This is a genomic window from Pseudomonas sp. HN11, assembly GCF_021390155.1.
Lineage (GTDB): Bacteria > Pseudomonadota > Gammaproteobacteria > Pseudomonadales > Pseudomonadaceae > Aquipseudomonas.
In genome coordinates this window covers 2,737,497-2,755,798 of record NZ_CP089985.1, presented here as the reverse complement: position 1 = coordinate 2,755,798, position 18,302 = coordinate 2,737,497, and the positions used below count along the sequence as shown (strand labels likewise).

The 18,302-nt window shown below is 59.9% G+C and carries 13 protein-coding genes; 7 read left to right on the top strand and 6 right to left on the bottom strand.

All coding sequences use genetic code 11. The features are described 5' to 3' along the window. Positions 1 to 97 precede the first annotated feature (97 nt). Entirely contained in the window at positions 98 to 949 is an 852-nt protein-coding gene (locus tag LVW35_RS12500; protein ID WP_233895855.1) for a CAP domain-containing protein, read from the top strand. A 151-nt stretch (positions 950 to 1,100) separates the two neighbouring features. Then, positions 1,101 to 3,281, top strand: a complete 2,181-nt coding sequence (locus LVW35_RS12495) for a GAF domain-containing protein (RefSeq protein WP_233895853.1) — start codon at positions 1,101 to 1,103, stop codon at positions 3,279 to 3,281. 3 nt (positions 3,282 to 3,284) lie between these two features. Here LVW35_RS12495 and LVW35_RS12490 read toward each other — a convergent pair whose 3' ends face one another. Genes LVW35_RS12490 through LVW35_RS12475 form a run of 4 tightly spaced genes read right to left on the bottom strand, consistent with a single transcriptional unit; the run spans position 3,285 to position 12,106 of the window. After that, positions 3,285 to 4,451, bottom strand: a complete 1,167-nt coding sequence (locus LVW35_RS12490; protein WP_233895851.1) for a GGDEF domain-containing protein — start codon at positions 4,449 to 4,451, stop codon at positions 3,285 to 3,287. A gap of 51 nt (positions 4,452 to 4,502) precedes the next feature. Then, entirely contained in the window at positions 4,503 to 6,740 is a 2,238-nt protein-coding gene (gene glgB, locus LVW35_RS12485; protein WP_233895849.1) for a 1,4-alpha-glucan branching protein GlgB, read from the bottom strand. After that, a complete protein-coding gene (gene treS / locus LVW35_RS12480) occupies positions 6,737 to 10,084 on the bottom strand; it encodes a maltose alpha-D-glucosyltransferase (RefSeq protein WP_233895840.1) in 3,348 nt (1,115 codons plus the stop codon). Before treS ends, glgB begins: the two co-directional genes overlap by 4 nt. Positions 10,085 to 10,114: 30 nt before the next feature. Next, entirely contained in the window at positions 10,115 to 12,106 is a 1,992-nt protein-coding gene (locus tag LVW35_RS12475; protein WP_233895839.1) for an alpha-1,4-glucan--maltose-1-phosphate maltosyltransferase, read from the bottom strand. Between the two features lie 204 nt (positions 12,107 to 12,310). Here LVW35_RS12475 and LVW35_RS12470 point away from each other — a divergent pair, with 204 nt between their 5' ends. Further along, a complete protein-coding gene (locus tag LVW35_RS12470) occupies positions 12,311 to 12,469 on the top strand; it encodes a hypothetical protein (RefSeq protein WP_233895838.1) in 159 nt (52 codons plus the stop codon). A 187-nt stretch (positions 12,470 to 12,656) separates the two neighbouring features. Further along, positions 12,657 to 13,664, top strand: coding sequence for a M10 family metallopeptidase C-terminal domain-containing protein (locus tag LVW35_RS12465; RefSeq protein ID WP_233895837.1), 1,008 nt, complete (start codon positions 12,657 to 12,659; stop codon positions 13,662 to 13,664). Between the two features lie 10 nt (positions 13,665 to 13,674). On the opposite strand, the gene LVW35_RS12460 is transcribed toward LVW35_RS12465, so the two are convergent. Further along, a complete protein-coding gene (locus LVW35_RS12460) occupies positions 13,675 to 14,166 on the bottom strand; it encodes an MgtC/SapB family protein (protein ID WP_233895836.1) in 492 nt (163 codons plus the stop codon). Positions 14,167 to 14,284: 118 nt separating this feature from the next. Between LVW35_RS12460 and LVW35_RS12455 the strand changes: the two genes are divergently transcribed. The 3 genes from LVW35_RS12455 (at position 14,285) to mapR (ending at position 17,550) form a co-directional block, all read left to right on the top strand. Further along, positions 14,285 to 14,524, top strand: a complete 240-nt coding sequence (locus LVW35_RS12455) for a DUF3203 family protein (protein WP_233895835.1) — start codon at positions 14,285 to 14,287, stop codon at positions 14,522 to 14,524. A 184-nt stretch (positions 14,525 to 14,708) separates the two neighbouring features. Further along, positions 14,709 to 16,118: a cytochrome c oxidase accessory protein CcoG gene (gene ccoG, locus LVW35_RS12450; RefSeq protein WP_233895834.1), complete on the top strand. Its 1,410-nt coding sequence runs from the start codon at positions 14,709 to 14,711 to the stop codon at positions 16,116 to 16,118. Positions 16,119 to 16,140: 22 nt separating this feature from the next. Beyond that, positions 16,141 to 17,550, top strand: a complete 1,410-nt coding sequence (mapR, locus tag LVW35_RS12445) for a GntR family transcriptional regulator MpaR (protein ID WP_233895832.1) — start codon at positions 16,141 to 16,143, stop codon at positions 17,548 to 17,550. Here the strand turns inward: mapR and LVW35_RS12440 are convergent. Continuing rightward, positions 17,547 to 18,293 carry an SDR family oxidoreductase gene (locus tag LVW35_RS12440; protein ID WP_233895825.1) on the bottom strand — a complete coding sequence of 249 codons (747 nt, stop codon included), beginning with the start codon at positions 18,291 to 18,293 and terminating at the stop codon, positions 17,547 to 17,549. The genes mapR and LVW35_RS12440 overlap by 4 nt on opposite strands. Between the last annotated feature and the right edge of the window lie 9 nt (positions 18,294 to 18,302).

The window sequence follows — 18,302 nt, the reverse complement described above, 5'->3', positions numbered from 1 at the left end:
CAGAACACCCGTTGAGGCAAAAAAACAAAAAAAGGCATTGCGCCAGACCGGGTTACATCGCGCATCATGGGCACTTTCAAGCTCAAGGGTAACGTCCATGCGCGTTCTGTCATTGATGATGGGTCTTACGACGCTGGCCGCCAGTTCGGTGTTCTGCGCCAGCGCGATGGCGAATGAAGAAAGTCAGTTGGTACAACAGATCAACCAATACCGCAGCCAGGTGCAACGCTGCGGTGACCAGGGTTCCCAGGAACTGCCACCGCTGGCCAGCGATACACGGCTGGTGCTGCCGGCCAACAATGTAGGCGACTTGCAGCAAGCGCTGGCGAGGGCCGCGTACCCGATGGTCAACGTGCAGGCCATCAGCCTGTCGGGTCCCAAGGATGCGCAGTCGGCCATGAAGGCGGTGCGTGAGAGTTTCTGCCGCGTGGTGCTGGACCCGCAATTTGTCGATATCGGCGTGAGCAACAGCGGCCAGGACTGGCGCATCGTGCTCGCCCGCCCACTGCTCACCAGTGGCCTGGGTGACTGGCAGACCGAAGGCAAGCAACTGCTCAACCTGATCAACACCGCCCGCGCACAACCGCGCCAGTGCGGCACCCAGGCGTTCACGGCCACTACGCCGTTGTCCTGGAATGACGACCTGGCTGGCGCCGCCAACAGCCACACGCGCAACATGGCCAACGGCAACTTCTTCGATCACCTCGACCACGACGGCCGTACCCCTGGGGATCGTGCCGAACTGGCCGGGTACATTGCGAAGAACATCGGCGAAAACATCGCCGCCGGACTGGATACACCACGCAAGGTTGTCGACGGCTGGCTCGCCAGCCCAGGCCATTGCGCCAACCTGATGAACCCGCAATTTCGTGAACTGGGCGCGGCGTATGCCATGGACCCGAAGAGTGATGCGGGGATTTATTGGACGGGGGTTTTCGGCGCGCAATAAATGAATCTGCGGAGCTACCCAAACGGATAGTGAAGCAAATTGCTATCACCGCGATAATCCCGCTGAACTGCCAGCGGGCATTTCGGTCTGTTGCTTGCCGGGCGGCCCTTCCGGGCATTGAACAGACTGTGGCAAACAAGGTGTTACCGTAATGATGAATTGGCTGCAAAGCAGCAGCGACATGGCTGAGCAAGTTCGCCAGCATGATTGGTCGAACACACCCCTGGGGCCGCTGGAACAGTGGCCGGACGTGCTCAAGACCACCGTGGCGCTCTGTTTTGCGTCGAGCTTTCCGCAAGCCATCATTTGGGGGGCTCACCTGACCACGTTGTACAACGACGCATTTATTCCAATCCTGGGCAACAAACCCTACGCACTGGGACGTCCATTCAACGAGGTGTGGCGCGAGGTCTGGACAGAAGTCAGCCCTATCGCCCAGGCAGCCTTTGAAGGCCATGCCACCTATATCGAGAACTTCCCTCTGCTGATCGAGCGTGGAGCTGGCCTCGAACAAGCCTATTTCACCTTTTGCTACAGCCCTATCCGCGACCCAGAGGGCAAGGTCGTGGGCATGCTGGATACCGTCACCGAAACCACTGCTACCGTGTTCCTCAACCGCCGCCTGGCCGTGTTGGACGCGGTGGGCAGCGCCGTGGCCAATGCCACCGACGCCGAAAGCATCATGTCCACCACCACGCGTCTGCTGGCCGAACACTTGCAAGTGTCCAATTGCGCCTATGCCGACATGGATGCCGATGAAGACGGCTTTACAATTCGCGGCAACTGGGCGGCGCCGGGCTCACCGAGCATCATCGGGCACTACAGCCTGGCGTCGTTCGGCGCACGGGCCGTGCAGCAGTTGCGCGCCGGAGAGCCGCTGGTGGTGCAGGACAACCGCGTCGAATTCCCGCCGCAGGAAGCCTCCAGTTATCAAGCCTTGGGCGCCCTGGCGACCGTGTGCTTTCCGCTGATCAAGGACGGCCGCCTGACCGCGTTGATGGCGGTGCACCACAAGACGGCGCGAGTCTGGTCGCCCTACGACTTGGCCCTGGTGAGGGAAGTCACCGAACGCTCCTGGGCGCACATCGAGCGGGTTCGCGCCGACGCCGCCGTACGCGAGGGCCTGGCCGCCTTCACTGAGCTGAATGCCAACCTGGAACAGCGGGTGCGAGAGCGCACCGACGCCCTCACCCAGGCCGAGTCCGCGCTGCGCCAATCCCAGAAGCTGGAAGCCATCGGCCAATTGACCGGCGGCGTGGCCCATGACTTCAACAACCTGCTGACCATCATTCGCTCGTCGGTGGACTTCCTGCGCCAACCGGGGTTGTCCGAGGAACGGCGCCAACGCTATATGAGCGCGGTTTCCGACACCGTGGAGCGTGCCAGCAAGCTCACCAGCCAACTGCTCGCCTTCGCGCGACGCCAACCGCTGAACCCGGAAATTTTCGATGTGGGCCAGCGGGTCAAGAACATCGGCGAGATGCTTGAAAGCGTTACCGGTGCGCGCATCCATGTGCAGGTGCAATTGCCCGGGCGGCCGTGCCATGTGCGCGTCGACGCCAGCCAGTTTGAAACTGCCGTGATCAACATCGCCCTGAATGCCCGGGACGCCATGGACGGGCAAGGCACCCTCACCTTGCGTGTGGCCGCGGTAGACGCGATGCCGCGTATCCGTGGCGACGAGGAAAGCCGCCAACCCTTTGTGAGCATCGCCCTGGCCGACACCGGCAGCGGTATTCCCGGCGAGACGTTCGAACGCATTTTCGAACCCTTCTTTACCACCAAAGCCGTGGGCAAAGGCACTGGCCTGGGGTTATCCCAAGTATTCGGCTTTGCCAAGCAGTCAGGCGGCAACGTCGATGTGACGAGCAACGTGGGCCAAGGCACGGTATTTACCTTATACCTGCCGGAGGTCGCGCCACAGGCGCTCTCGCATGAGCCTATCCAGGAAGATCCGCTGCCTATCCACAACACGACACAGCGCCATATCCTGATCGTGGAAGACAACCTGGAAGTGGGCCGCTTCGCCAACCAGATCCTGCAAGACCTGGGCTACCGAACGACGTGGGCCACCGATGCAGAGCAGGCACTCGCGCTGGCCGGCGCGGACGCCCTGGCGTTCGATGGGATTTTTTCGGATGTGGTGATGCCCGGTATGACGGGCGTGGCGATGGCTAAAGTATTGCGCCAACGGCGCGCGGACTTGCCGGTGGTGCTCACCTCCGGCTATAGCGAAGAGCTGGCCGACAGCGGTTATGAAGGGTTTGAGTTCCTGCCCAAGCCCTATTCCGCGGACCAGGTTGCCCGGGCGCTCGCCAAAGCGATGCCCTGAGCTCTACTCCGCCACCGCCACCTGATTACGGCCCAGTGCCTTGGCGCGATACAGCGCCTTGTCGGCGGTGTTCATCAGGCCGTGCAGGTCCTGATCCTGCGCGTGGGTGGAGGCCACTCCAAGGCTGGCACTCAACCCGTGCCCCGGCGCGGAGGCCAGGCCCGAGATTGCCTGGATCAACTGTTCGGCAATACCCCGAGCGGTTTCCAGCGACGTATTGGGCAACAATACCGCAAACTCCTCCCCGCCCAGGCGCCCGTATACATCGGCTTGTCGGAACGAGGCACTGATCACCCCACCAATCTGACGCAGCACCTGGTCACCGGCCTGGTGGCCGTAGGTGTCGTTGATTTCCTTGAAATGATCCATGTCCATCATCAGCGCACACAGCGGTTGCTGGTTATGACGGCATTGTTCGTACAACACCTGGGCATGTTCGAAAAACGCACGGCGGTTCATCAGGCCAGTGAGTTCATCAGTCTGTGCGGCGCGAGTGGAAATGTTGTGGGCACGTTCCATTTGCCGGGTGAGGCGAAAGGCTTTTTCCAAGGCATCCGACAACTTGCGCGTGGCACTGACCACAAAGGTGGAAAACACCAGTACTGCAACAGCGACGCCCACTTGCATCGAGGTCGGCTGGAGCAGCAGCCACAGCGTGCACGGCAACAACACCGCGCCCATGGAGGCCAACGTCATGTAGCGATAAGCCGAGTAACAAGACACGGCGCTGACCGACATGCCCACGGTAAACAGCATCACCAGCGCCTGGGACAACCGATCATCGGTTGGCATGACCGCCAAGGCGCCAACGCCCCAGGTTCCGGCAGACAGCATCAGCGTGACCCAGTAGCGGCGCTCCCAACGGTCAGGTGTGCGTTCGGCATTGGGGCAACGAAACCATTCCATGAACATCTTGATGCGAACCAGGGATGTCGCCATCAATACCACCAGCCAGACCAGGATGACCTGATGGTCAAACCGCTCCCAGCATAGCCAGCACAGCATCACTGCGGCCAGGTAACTGCCGAAAATCGCAGCAAATGACTGCCGGAACAGCTGGTGCAGACGGTCAGTCCGCACCTGCTCCTCTATAAAGCAATCCTGGTCCTGCCCACGCCCAAGGCCATTCATGAAATTCGCCTGATCCGACTGCCGCGACAAAGGCGCCATTGTGGCACCCTGCCAGTAGCGCGGACAACAGAATCCACCACGGTAGAGCCTTTAAAGCGGTTCCGGACGCAGAATCAACACGCCAAGCGGTGGCACATTCAACGACAGCGATACCGCCTGCCCATGGTGCGGTTCATCCTGGGTAAATACCTCGCCTCCGTTTCCGTAATTGGAGCCTGCGTACATGTCCGCATCGCTGTTGATCACTTCGCTCCAGCGCCCGCTGAATGGCACGCCGACTTTATAGCCCGCACGTGGCACCGGGGTGAAGTTGGCCACAACCAGCACCGGCCTGCCGTCCTTGCTCCAGCGCAACCAGGCGTAGACGCTATTGATCGCATCGTCACCGATCAGCCACTGGAAACCCTGGGGCGCGTCGTCCTGCTCGTGCAAGGCAGGTTCTTCGCGGTACAGCCGGTTCAGATCACCCACCAACTTTTGCACGCCTTTGTGCTCGGCATACTGCAGCAGGTACCAGTCCAGTTGTTGGTCATGGTTCCACTCGCGCCATTGGCCGAATTCACAGCCCATGAACAGCAGTTTTTTACCGGGGTGCATCCACATGAACGCCAGGTAGGCGCGCAGATTGGCGAATTTCTGCCAGCGATCGCCGGGCATCTTGTCAATCAGCGAGTGCTTGCCGTGCACCACTTCATCATGGGAGATCGGCAGGATAAAACGCTCGGACCAAGCGTAAACCAGACCAAAACTCAGCTCGTTGTGATGATGGGCGCGGTACACCGGATCCTGCTGGATGTAATGCAGGGAATCGTGCATCCAGCCCATGTTCCATTTGTAGTTGAAGCCCAGGCCGCCCTGTTGAGTCGGCTGGCTCACACCCGGCCAGGCGGTGGACTCCTCGGCAATCACCAAGGCACCGGGCGCCTCCAGTGCCACTACGTCGTTCAAGTGACGCAGAAAGTCGATGGCCTCCAGGTTTTCGCGCCCGCCATGGCGATTCGGCACCCATTCGCCAGCCTTGCGCGAATAGTCGCGATAAAGCATTGACGCCACGGCATCCACGCGCAGACCGTCGATGTGGAAGTGTTTGAGCCAGTGCAGCGCCGACGCCAGCATAAAGCCATGCACTTCGGTGCGGCCCAGGTTGTAGATCAGCGTGTCCCAATCCTGGTGGAAGCCTTCCAGCGGGTTGGCGTATTCGTACAGCGCAGTTCCGTCAAATTGTGCCAGACCGTGGGTATCGGTCGGGAAATGCGCCGGCACCCAGTCGAGGATCACGCCGATATCGGCCTGGTGCAGTGCGTTGACGAAGTAAGCGAAATCCTGCGGCGAGCCGAAGCGTGCCGTCGGTGCGAATTGTGACAAGGCCTGATAGCCCCATGAGCCGCCGAATGGATGCTCCATGATCGGCATCAGCTCGACGTGGGTAAAACCCAGTTGCTGCACATAGGGAATCAACCGTTCGGCCAGTTCTCGCCAGTTGTACTGGCGCGCTACCTCGCCCGCCTCGTCCAGTTCGCACTGCCAGGAGCCCACGTGCAGCTCATAGATTGACAATGGCGCCGTGGTCTTTTGCTTTTCGACACGCGACTGCATCCATTCGTGATCCTGCCAGTCAACCTGCAAAGGCTCGGCAACTTTGGACGCGGTGTCGGGTGGCAGTTGAGTAGCCAGCGCCACGGGGTCGGCCTTGAGCGGCAGAATCCCGTTGGCGCCGAGCACTTCGTATTTGTAGGCTGCGCCCGGCTGCAAGCGTGGGATAAAGATCTCCCACACGCCGGAAGGATGGCGCAGGCGCATCGGATGGCGGCGACCGTCCCAGATATTGAAGTCGCCCACCACCGACACCCGCCGCGCGTTCGGGGCCCACACGGCAAAGCGCACACCTTGCACGCCATCGACGCTGGTCACCTGGGCGCCGAGGCAACTGCCGAGGTCGCGGTGATTGCCTTCGGCGAACAGGTACAGGTCCATTTCACCGAGCAACAGTTGCTGGAAGCTGTAAGGGTCTTCGGTGATCTGTTCACCGCCGGCCCACTGGATTTTCAGCAGGTACGCCTGCCGGGTCTTGAACTGCCCGACAAACAATCCCGGGACCTGGCTCGCATCCAGGCTGCCGATCGGCTCGCCACTGTCGCGCGCCAGTACCTGGACGCTCAAGGCTTCGGGCAGGAACGCACGGATAAACTGGCCACCTTGGTCATCATCGTGCGGCCCCAGAATCGAGAATGGGTCATGGTGTTCGGCGCGTACCAACGCTTCGACGTCCTTGGACGCCGGCAATGCTGTCAATCTCGGTTGCAGCGGTTCTTTATTTGTAAAGCTCATGACGTCTCCCCACCGCGTGCATTTTTCGATATTGGTTCAAGTCCACTCAACAGTCCGTGCAGCCCTTGCAGGGGCACCGGCAACCAGGTCGGGCGGTTCTCCGCTTCATAAGCGACTTCATACGCGGCCTTCTCCAGGCTGAACAATGTCAGCGCGGCGTCCGGGCCATTGGCATCCTGCCAGTCATGCGCCAGTGTAGACGCAGCTGTCTGATAAGCCTGGATAAACGCCTGACGCGCTTCTTTCAGGTAGCGATTCGTCACACGCTTGCGCGACACCGCCGCTTCGGCCGACTGATCCACACCCTGCACATTCAAGGCCATGGCCGCCGCGTAATCGAAGGAGCGCAATACGCCGCTCACGTCTTTGTAGGGGCTGTGCTTGCCGCGTCGTTCGTGCAGCGGCCGTGCCGGTTCTCCCTCAAAATCGATCAGGTAGGCATCGCCTTTCACCACCAGCACCTGCCCCAGGTGCAAATCACCGTGGACCCGAATACGCAAACCGCCGGCCGTGGCTTTCGCCAAGGCCTGCACATGGCTGGCGATGGCTTTTTTCTGCGCCAGCAATTCACTGACCAGCGCTTGATCAGCCGGGTTCAATTGGCTTTGATGAAGTTTGAGCAACTGCAACGCTCGGTCCAACTGCGCGCCGACATCCTTGGCCCAGGCCTGGGTGTCCTTGACGCTGGTAACCTCTGGCTTGAAGTCCTTGTGGTCGGTTTTGGCACCCAGTACCCCATGCATTTCGCCCAGGCGCTGGCCAAGCAACCCGGCAAAATCCGCCAGCTCGCCGAGTGCGTTGTAGTGCTGTTCCTGTTCGGAAATAGCTTCGGCCAGCTCGTCGCGGATCGCCCGTTCCAGGTTGTTCTGGGTCCAGCTCCAGGCGTCGCCCTGGTTGCTCAAGTAGCCTTGGGCAATCATCAACAGGTTGTCCTGGCCTTCAGCGTCGTGGCGAACCATCGAACCCAGCAATGGCGAGATGTTGGGGTAGCCGGCTTCGGTCAGGTAGGCGCTCATTTCCAGTTCAGGGTGCACGCCGGCGGCGACTTTGCGAATCAGTTTGAGCACCAGGCTTTCACCCACCACAACCGAGCTGTTGGACTGCTCGGCCGACAGGTAGCGTACCTCGAACTCATCCGCCAGTTGCAGCTTGGCCAGGTGCGGTGTGGCGGCAAAGCGCAGCTCGCCCTCACTGGTATCAAGCACGGTGCCTGCCTGCAAACTTTGAATCACCGCACGAATAAAGTGCTCAAGGCTGAAGGCATCCGTGACCAAGCCGACCTGACGCACCCGACGCACACGGGCCAAGGCCAATTGCTGGGGCAACGCGCTGGTGAACTGGTCCTCACCGAGAAAGCCGAATGGCAGCTGATAGCGGCTGACTTGGCCACCCGCCGTCACCTCAAGCTCGCTGAGCAACACCGGATGCTGCGGATCGCCAAAACGCACGCCGTACGCGATGTGCACGCTGTCGATGGCGGTATCCTTGCCCGCAAACCAGCGACGCTTGGGCAACCACGCTGGCAGCGCAGTCTGTTCCAGGGAGGCGCGGCACGGTTCGTCCAGCAGTTCTTCCATACGTTTTTTCAATACCAATGTGGTGAAGTCCGGCATGCTCTGAGCGGGTTCCACATGCCAGCTGGGCATCTGGTTTTCCGGCGCCAGTACAAACCAATAAAAGCCATAGGGCGCCAGTGTCAGCAGGAAATTCAACTGGCCGATGGGCGGGAAAGCATTACCGCCGAGCATCTCCACCGGCACCATTCCGGCGAATGCGGACAGGTCCAGTTCGGCTGCCTGAGCGCTGCGGGACACGTTGGCCACGCAGAGGATGATCTCGTTGCGCCCGTCTTCGCCTGTGAATTCACGGGTATAGGCCAGGATGCGGCGGTTGCTCGGCGAGAGCATTTTCAAGCTGCCACGACCAAACGCCTTGGACTGCTTGCGTACCGCCAGCATGCGCCGGGTCCAGTTCAGCAGCGAATGCGGGTCCTGGGCCTGGGTCTCGACGTTGACCGACTGGTAGCCGTATTGCGGGTCCATGATCGGCGGCAGTACCAGGCTGGCCGGGTCGGCACGGGAGAAACCGCCATTGCGGTCGATGGACCACTGCATCGGCGTGCGCACGCCATCGCGGTCGCCAAGGTAGATGTTATCGCCCATGCCGATTTCATCGCCGTAATACAAGGTTGGCGTGCCAGGCATCGACAGCAGCAGGCTATTGAGTAATTCGACACGGCGACGATCACGCTCCATCAACGGCGCGAGACGGCGACGGATACCCAGGTTGATTCGCGCGCGCCGGTCAGCAGCGTAGTAATTCCACAAATAGTCGCGCTCTTTGTCGGTGACCATTTCCAGGGTCAGCTCATCGTGATTGCGCAGGAAGATCGCCCACTGGCAGTTGGCGGGAATTTCCGGGGTCTGGCGCAGGATGTCGGTGATCGGAAAGCGATCTTCCTGGGCCAGGGCCATGTACATACGTGGCATCAGCGGGAAGTGGAAGGCCATATGGCATTCATCGCCATCATCGCCCTTCTTGTCACCGAAGTAGAGTTGAGTGTCTTCCGGCCACTGGTTGGCTTCGGCCAGCAGCATGCGGTCAGGATAGTGGGCGTCGATTTCGGCGCGGATCTGCTTGAGCACATCGTGGGTTTCAGGCAGGTTTTCGTTGTTGGTGCCGTCGCGCTCGATCAGGTACGGGATGGCGTCAAGACGCAGGCCGTCGATGCCCATGTCCAGCCAGTAGCGCATCACCGACAGCACGGCTTTCATCACCTGTGGGTTGTCGAAATTGAGGTCAGGCTGGTGAGAGTAGAAACGGTGCCAGAAGTATTGGCCGGCGACCGGATCCCAGGTCCAGTTGGACTTCTCGGTGTCGAGAAAGATGATGCGCGTGCCGTCGTATTTCTGGTCGTCATCCGACCACACGTAGAAGTCCCGCGCCGCAGAGCCCGGCTTGGCCTTGCGTGCGCGCTGGAACCAGGGGTGCTGGTCCGAGGTGTGATTGATCACCAGCTCGGTGATCACTCGCAGCCCGCGCTTATGCGCTTCGGCGATGAAGCGCCTGGCGTCGGCCATCGTGCCGTAGTCGCTGTGCACGCCACGGTATTCAGCAATGTCGTAGCCATCGTCACGACGTGGCGAGGGGTAGAACGGCAGCAGCCAGATGGTGTTCACGCCCAGGTCGGCGATGTAGTCGAGCTTGGCGATCAGGCCGGGAAAATCACCAATGCCGTCGTTATTGGAGTCGAAATAGGATTTGACGTGGACCTGGTAGATAACCGCGTCTTTGTACCAGAGCGGGTCTTTTATGAACGTGGCAGTGTTGGGTTTCTTCGCCATTGGAAACTCCTGGAAAATTCATCGGAATGCTCAAGACGAGGGGGTGATGCGCCAGATGCCAAACGGCATCTGCGGCTCCAACCGTGTCCATTGGGTCTTGCCGTACCAGGTCCATCGACGGCCGTTCATCAAGTCTTCACCTTGGGTCTGGGCCTCGTCCGGCAACCCCAGTTCCCACAATGGCAGCTCGAAGTTGGCTTCTTGGGCGTTATAAGGATCGAGGTTGACGGCCACGAGGATGAAGTTGCTGCCATCCTCGCTACGCTTGCCGAAATACAGGATGTTGTCGTTCCAGGCGTTGTAGAGCTTGAGCCCCAGGTGAGTCTGCAGCGCCGGGTTCTGCCGGCGGATGCGGTTGAGCTGGGCGATCTCGGCGATGATGTTGCCGGGTGAGGTGAAGTCACGGGGGCGGATTTCGTATTTCTCCGAATCCAGGTATTCCTCTTTGCCTGGCACCGGGGCGGACTCGCAGAGTTCGAAGCCTGAATACATGCCCCACAGACCCGAGCCCATGGTGGCCAGCGCGGCACGGATCAGGAAGCCGGGACGGCCGGATTGGTGCAGGAAGGCCGGGTTGATATCCGGCGTATTCACGAAGAAATTCGGCCGGTAGCATTCGCGCCACGGCGATTCATTCAACTGCGTCAGGTATTCACTCAGCTCGGCCTTGGTGTTGCGCCAGGTAAAATAGGTATAACTCTGGGAATAGCCGACCTTGCCCAGGCGCGCCATCATCGCTGGAGTGGTGAAGGCTTCGGCGAGAAAGATCACGTCTGGGTACTTGGCCCGCACATCGCTGATCAGCCATTGCCAGAACGGCAGCGGCTTGGTGTGAGGGTTGTCGACGCGAAAGGTCTTCACGCCCTCTTCCACCCAGCCCACCACGATGTCGCGCAGTTCGGTCCACAGGCTTGGAATCGCGTCCGCCGCGTAAAAGTCGACGTTGACGATGTCTTGGTACTTTTTCGGCGGGTTTTCCGCGTATTTGATCGTGCCGTCCGGGCGCCAGTTGAACCAGCCCGGATGCTCTTTAAGCCACGGATGGTCCTGAGAACACTGGATGGCGAAGTCCAGGGCGATTTCCAGGCCGTGGTCGGCGGCGGCTTGGACCAAGCGACGGAAATCGTCTCGGCTACCCAGCTGCGGATGGATGGCCTCGTGGCCGCCGTCTTCGCTGCCGATCGCGTACGGGCTGCCCGGATCATCGGGCCCGGCGGTCAGTGAATTGTTTTTGCCTTTGCGGTGGCTGCGCCCGATCGGATGGATCGGCGGGAAGTACAGCACGTCGAAGCCCATGTCGTGGATCATCGACAGCCGTGAGTGCACGTCATTAAAGGTGCCGTGGCGCGCAGGATCGTCAGTGATCGAACGCGGGAACAACTCATACCAGCTGGCAAACAACGCTGCCTCACGCTCAACATCAATCGGGTAAACCGTGCTGATGCTCAGATAGGCGCGGTGATCCGCCTGGGTCATCAGGTGCGCACTGTCTTCGTGCAGGAACTGCGCGACCTGCTCGGTTTCCAGCAAACCGGAGAGTTCATGATGCAGCAACATCAGGCGGTCGCGCAGTTCATTGTCACTGCGTTCGGCGGCCTGCAGCACCAGGCTGCGGCCTTCCTGCAGTTCCAGGCTGACCGGAACGCCAGCCTCATGTTTCTTGCGCAGCTCGTAGCAAAAGCTGGCGAAGGTATCGATCCAGGCTTCGATGCAGTACTCGTGAGGACCTTGCTGGGTCACGGTAAACGCGCCCTCCCAGCCATTGTTGCCGACGTCGGTCATGACCACGCTGTGCCAGCTCTCATCCTGCAGCGGGCGCCAGCGGATCAGCACGGCAAGCTTGTCGTGGCCATCGGCGAACACTTTGCTGGTGACGTTGACTCGTTGGCCGACCACTGCCTTGACGGCGAATTCACCGCCGTCGATCACCGGCATGGTGCTTTCGATAGCGATCCTAGGTAACAACAGCGCTTGCGACAATGGCAGTGCGCAGCCTTCTGGAGCCAGTGTTTCAGCAGTCATCGAGCATCTTCCCCTTACGCCCCGTGGACGCTCTTTGCTTGATCAGAATTCAAGTACGGCGACACTCTCCCTGAGCAGGGCCGTTTAAAGTCCGAGCATGGGCGCGCGACAAAAGTTCAGGTGGATATGTCACCGCCGGGCGGGGAATCAATTCCCTAAGGCGGTGGTCAACCCATAGAGCCAAGCACAAAGGAGGCCACACTGATGAATATCCCAATACCCCCTGAGCCCGAAGATCCAAATATCGATGCCCCACCCTTGCCGTCTTCGGAGCCGACGCCGGCGCCAAAGCAGGAACCCCCTGAGGATGAGCCACCCGCAGCGCAAGAACCGCCCACGACCACGCCGCCGGTCATCGTCTGAGTCACAATGATGGAGGTTCGCTCGAGAGGGGCCAGGCTGCTCTTCAACTCGAGCGAGCGCAAAAAACCGAACTCTCCTACGGACACTGGAAACAAGCCTGAATGCTCGCGTGACCACGGGTTTATATATTTACCTCGCACTCAACCCATCTTCCGATGGGAAGTTCTGATCCTATCGCGAGGACACTATGTCGACAATTAACCCTCAGCACTTTTCCCGCACGCAGCCATCGCCACCTGGACACTCCAGCAGCACCCACGCTCAGGGCCGGCCAACACAGCACCAAGTGAAGGCGTTGCTCAAGGCTGGCCCGAACTGGTCCGCTGCGCCCAAGGCACCAGACCGTGCACAGCAATCGCCTGACGCGCGTTCCAATCAGACCTCCCCTGAGCAACAGGCAGACGCGACGAAACGCGTGAGCGATACTCATGCACTATTGACCCCGGAAACAATCAACGTGCTACAGAGCAATCCGGACTCTGCCCAATCTCGTGCAATCAAGTCCAAACTCGAATGGATTTCTCGGCCAGAAAACAGGCGCGCAGCGTTACGTGGGCCCGAGGCTAAAACGAACCGGAAAAAGTTTGAAGAGATGAGCGTCGTGCTCAATGAGGGTGCCAAAAACCTGAATTCAGCCAAGCATAAAATAATAGAAGAGATGACGAATAAATTCGCCTTGAAAAATATCGAGACCCTGCTCGGGGCATTCGACAGCGACGCCTGGACCTCTTTTAGCCGCCTCAATAACTCACTCGCAGAGTTAGCTAAAATCAAACAAGACTATTCCAAGATGGACTCGACCTATAAAGCCCTAAGCAATACCTGCGACTCGCTGTCCAAGGAAAGACTCAACGCGTCGCAAGCCGATGCGATGGCACCGTCGTCGGCCTCCGACACTGGCCACGACACCCCTGCAACCTACAGCTTCAGCTCTGTCAGTGAATCCACACTCGAGTCTCCTCAAGAGATCCGGAATTTCAAATCGCAAGACAAACTGAACCTGACCGGCATCCAGAAACAGTTGAACACCTCGCTGCGATGGGTTGAGCGCACCCCAGAGTCGAGCGGGGAGATACAGATTCAATATTCGCCCAATAACAATGTCAGCGTGGTAGTCATTGCTGACGCCCCAAGCAAGCCATCCTTTGTACTGAAGGTGTTTGGTGAGGTGCGCCAAAGCAACATCGTGACTTGATGACTGGGTATCACTTTTCCAATAACCTGACGATTCTCGGCATGATGCTGAACACCGTCAGGGCCAGCAGCGTACTGAGTACCGCCGTCGATTCACGCCCCATCCCCGCCGCCACCCCGATGGCGGCGGTCATCCACAACCCGGCAGCCGTGGTCAGGCCCTTCACATGCTGGCCCTCTTCATCTTCCCTGCCCTTGAGGATCGTGCCGGCGCCAAGAAAGCCAATGCCCGCAATCACCCCTTGAACCACCCGGCTCATGGCGTCTGCCTGGTTTCCGGACATCTGCGGCACCAGCACGAACAGCGCCGCGCCAAGCGCCACCAGCATATGGGTGCGCACGCCCGCCGCCTTGCCTTTGTGTTCACGCTCAAAACCCAGGATGCCACCCAGGATCGCAGCGATCAGCAGGCGCACAGTCACTTGAGTGAGTTGCCGGGCATCGGCGATGTCGGCGAACTCGGCTTGCAGGGTTTGCCACACTTGATGCCACCAGATGTCCATGGATGCGCTCCTTTTATTATGAGTAAAGAATAGACCGCACAGACCGCCAGTCAGTTGCCCGGAACCCGTGCGCATGGCGATCGCCTAACGCTGCACAACTCACAAAACGGAGATCGACATGACCGTACGCATCGAAAATCATCTGTGCTACTTCACGCTCGACGAAAACGGCCAGGAACAAAGCCTGCCCGCCACCCGGGTGACCATCCTTACCGATCACGACAAAGCCATGTCTTATCTGGAATTAGCGGGTGCTCGCATCTACATCACCGAAGCCGAGGCGGACGCCCTGACGGTTGAAGGCGCAACCGATGGCCGTCAACATGTGAAGGCCGACGAGCCTGGTTCGGTGATTTAATTGATCTGCGTCAGCAGCTACAATCTATTGCTGCACCTCATTGACACTGGGGTGCAGCACATTGACGCAGAGGGATACATCCAGCCTATCTGATCCGCTTTATATCGCCCTACCTGAGTCTGTTATGCAAACAGCCCGTCGCCCATAGTGCATTGGCCTGATGGAGGCTGATGAGCGAAAGACCATGAGCGAACGAATCCCAACCGTGGACACCTTTGAGCCCATATACCCAGAGAAGGTGAAGGCCAAATCCAGCGATAATCTGATTCATACCCGCAGCTTTACCGGCCTGTTCCGCACCTTGCGTGTCAGCGGAGCGGCTTTGCTGTTCCTGGCCTTTTTCGGCACCGTATGGCTGAACTGGGGTGGGCGCCAGGCCGTGCTGTGGGACCTGGCGCAAAGCAAATTCCACATTTTCGGCGCCACCTTCTGGCCGCAGGATTTCATCCTGTTGTCGGCGCTGCTGATCATCTGCGCGTTCGGCCTGTTTGCAATCACCGTGTTCGCCGGCCGCGTATGGTGCGGCTATACCTGCCCGCAAAGCTCATTTACCTGGCTGTTCATGTGGTGCGAAAAAGTCACCGAAGGTGAGCGCAACCAGCGCATCAAGCTGCAAGCGGCGCCCTGGAGCCTGAACAAATTGGCGCGACGCTCGGCCAAGCACACGTTATGGCTGGGCATCAGCGTGCTGACCGGGCTGACCTTTGTCGGCTATTTCACGCCGATCCGCCCCCTGGCGGCCGAGCTGCTGACCTGGCAGATGGGCGGTGTCAGCCTGTTCTGGGTGCTGTTTTTTACCGGCGCCACCTATATCAACGCCGGCTGGCTGCGCGAAGCGGTGTGCATGCACATGTGCCCCTATGCGCGATTCCAGAGCGTGATGTTCGACAAAGACACCCTGACCATTTCCTACAACGTAGCCCGCGGCGAAAGCCGTGGCCCACGCAAACGTGAAGTCAAGCCAGTCGACGTCGGCCTGGGCGACTGCATCGACTGCCAATTGTGCGTGCAGGTCTGCCCCACCGGGATCGACATCCGCGACGGCCTGCAAATGGAGTGCATTGGCTGCGCGGCGTGCATCGACGCCTGCGATTCGATCATGGACAAGATGGGCTACCCGCGCGGCCTGGTGAGCTACACCAGTGAACATCAATTGCAAGGCGGCAAGACGCACCTGCTAAGGCCGCGCCTGATCGGCTACAGTGCCATGCTGCTGGTAATGATTGCTGCGTTAGTAGTGGCGTTGGTGGAACGGCCGATGGTGTCGCTGGATGTGACCAAGGACCGTGGCATGTTCCGCGAAAATGCCCAGGGCCTGATCGAAAACATCTACAGCCTCAAGGTGATCAACAAGACCCAGCAACGCCAGGACTACCGCCTGGAGCTGGTGGACGCCGGCAGGTTCCAGTTGCAAGGCAAGACAGAGATCAGCCTGGCGCCGGGGGAAATCAGCGATGTGCCGGTGTCGGTGGCGTTGCTGGCGGATAAACCGGCGAGCAGTTCGCAGACGTTGCGTTTCAAGGTCACGGACGTGGATGAGCCGGGTATCTATAGCATTGCCGACAGCCGCTTTGTGGCGCCGTTGAACCGTTAAAACACACACTGACTGAGCCTGAATGAAACGCTACGAAAAATTCGCCGACGACATTGCAGAACTGATCCGCTCCGGCGTACTCGGCCCCGGCCAACGGGTGCCCTCGGTGCGTTATGCCAGCCAGACCTACGGCATCAGCCCGTCCACGGTGTTCCAGGCCTACTACCTACTGGAACGCCGCGGCCTGATCCGCGCGCGGCCGCGCTCCGGCTACTTCGTCAACACCCATGCGCCCAGCCCGTTTTCCGAACCGGTGGTGAGCGAGCAGGTGCATGAGTCCACCGAAGTGGATGTGAGCGAACTGGTATTCTCCGTACTCGACTCGATCAAGGACCCGAACACCGTCCCTTTCGGCTCGGCGTTCCCCAGCCCCATGCTGTTTCCACTGCCGCGCCTGGCGCGCTCCCTGGCCAGCGCCAGCCGTGAGATGGACCCGCGCCTGGTGGTCACCGACATGTCGCCGGGCAACCCGCAACTGCGCCGGCAGATTGCCCTGCGCTACGTGGTCGGCGGGTTGATGCTGCCGATGGAAGAGCTGTTGATCACCAACGGCGCCCTGGAGGCCTTGAACCTGTGCCTGCAAGCCGTTACCGAACCGGGTGACCTGGTGGCTATCGAGGCCCCGGCGTTTTATGCCTGCCTGCAGGTGTTAGAGCGTTTGAAACTCAAGGCGGTGGAAATCCCCGTGCACCCGCGCGATGGCATTGACCTCAACGCCCTTGCGCAAACCCTGGAGCGCTACCCGATCAAGGCCTGCTGGACCATGACCAGCTTTCAGAACCCCATGGGCGCGACCCTGCCGGAAACCAAGAAGCTGGCATTGGTGGAACTGCTGCGCGGCCATCAAGTGCCCTTGATCGAAGACGATGTGTACGCCGAACTGTATTACGGCCAACAGGCGCCGAAACCCGCCAAGGCGTTCGATACCGAAGGCCTGGTGATGCATTGCGGATCCTTCGCCAAAAGCCTGGCCCCCGGCTATCGCGTGGGTTGGGTGGCGGCCGGGCGCTTTGCGCAAAAGGTTGAGCGCCTGAAGTTGATGACCTCGCTTTGCCCGTCGATGCCGGCCCAGGCGGCGATTGCCGATTACTTGCAGCACGGCGGCTATGACCGACACCTGCGCAAATTGCGCTACGCCCTGGAAGAGCAACAAAGCGCCATGCTGGCGGCCATCGCCCGCTATTTTCCAGCGCAGACACGGGTCAGCCAACCCGCCGGCGGGTATTTCCTGTGGCTTGAGCTGCCGGAGCAGACGGATTCGTTGAAGTTGTTTCAGATGGCGTTGGCGCAAGGCATCAGCATTGCGCCGGGGCCGATCTTCTCGGCGACCCAGCGCTTTCGGAACTGCATCCGCCTGAACTACGGCAGCCCGTGGACCGAGGTGTCGGAAAAGGCGATGGAGACGTTGGGGCGGATTGTGCGGTCGTTCTAGCGACCTCCGCCCAAATCCAAGAAGGTACCGGTGGCGTATGAAGCTTTATCCGACAGCAACCAGATGATCGCCTCGGCCACTTCATCGGGGCGCCCGCCTCGGGCCATGGGAATACCGGATTCCAGCTTGCTGACGCGGTCCGGGTCGCCGCTCAAGGCGTGAAAGTCGGTGAAAATGTAGCCTGGTCGAACGGCGTTCACACGGATACCTTCACCGGCGACTTCTTTCGACAGACCAATGGTGAAAGTGTCGAGCGCGCCTTTGGAGGCCGCGTAGTCGACGTACTCACCAGGCGAACCCAAGCGCGCCGCCACCGACGACACATTGACGATGCTACCGCCCTGCCCGCCATGCCTGGGCGACATGCGCAGCACCGCGTGCTTGGCGCACAGGATCGGGCCGAGCACGTTGGTTTTCATGATTTTCAGGAGACGAAATTCGGACATTTCATCGACCCGCGACTTATGTCCAACGGTGCCGGCATTATTGACCAGTGCCGTGACACGACCCAGTTCGGCATCCACTCGATTGAACAAGGCGATCACCTCATCCTCGCTGCTGACATCGGCGCGAACTGCAATCGCCTGGGCGCCCAAGCCGCGCACTTGTTCAAGCACGCCATGGGCTGCGTGTTCGTCAGATTGGTAGTTAATGCAGATGCGATAACCCTCGCGAGCGGCCAGCAAGGCCGTCTCGGCGCCAATCCCACGGCTACCCCCGGTAATGATGACGACTTTGTCCATGCGTGCGAT

Coding starts and splice junctions, on each gene's coding strand:
- LVW35_RS12470 (WP_233895838.1), top strand. CDS start 12,311: ATGAATATCCCAATACCCCCTGAGCCCGAAGATCCAAATATCGATGCC.
- LVW35_RS12475 (WP_233895839.1), bottom strand. CDS start 12,106: ATGACTGCTGAAACACTGGCTCCAGAAGGCTGCGCACTGCCATTGTCG.
- LVW35_RS12460 (WP_233895836.1), bottom strand. CDS start 14,166: ATGGACATCTGGTGGCATCAAGTGTGGCAAACCCTGCAAGCCGAGTTC.
- glgB (WP_233895849.1), bottom strand. CDS start 6,740: ATGAGCTTTACAAATAAAGAACCGCTGCAACCGAGATTGACAGCATTG.
- LVW35_RS12455 (WP_233895835.1), top strand. CDS start 14,285: ATGACCGTACGCATCGAAAATCATCTGTGCTACTTCACGCTCGACGAA.
- LVW35_RS12500 (WP_233895855.1), top strand. CDS start 98: ATGCGCGTTCTGTCATTGATGATGGGTCTTACGACGCTGGCCGCCAGT.
- ccoG (WP_233895834.1), top strand. CDS start 14,709: ATGAGCGAACGAATCCCAACCGTGGACACCTTTGAGCCCATATACCCA.
- LVW35_RS12440 (WP_233895825.1), bottom strand. CDS start 18,293: ATGGACAAAGTCGTCATCATTACCGGGGGTAGCCGTGGGATTGGCGCC.
- mapR (WP_233895832.1), top strand. CDS start 16,141: ATGAAACGCTACGAAAAATTCGCCGACGACATTGCAGAACTGATCCGC.
- LVW35_RS12490 (WP_233895851.1), bottom strand. CDS start 4,451: ATGGCGCCTTTGTCGCGGCAGTCGGATCAGGCGAATTTCATGAATGGC.
- LVW35_RS12465 (WP_233895837.1), top strand. CDS start 12,657: ATGTCGACAATTAACCCTCAGCACTTTTCCCGCACGCAGCCATCGCCA.
- treS (WP_233895840.1), bottom strand. CDS start 10,084: ATGGCGAAGAAACCCAACACTGCCACGTTCATAAAAGACCCGCTCTGG.
- LVW35_RS12495 (WP_233895853.1), top strand. CDS start 1,101: ATGATGAATTGGCTGCAAAGCAGCAGCGACATGGCTGAGCAAGTTCGC.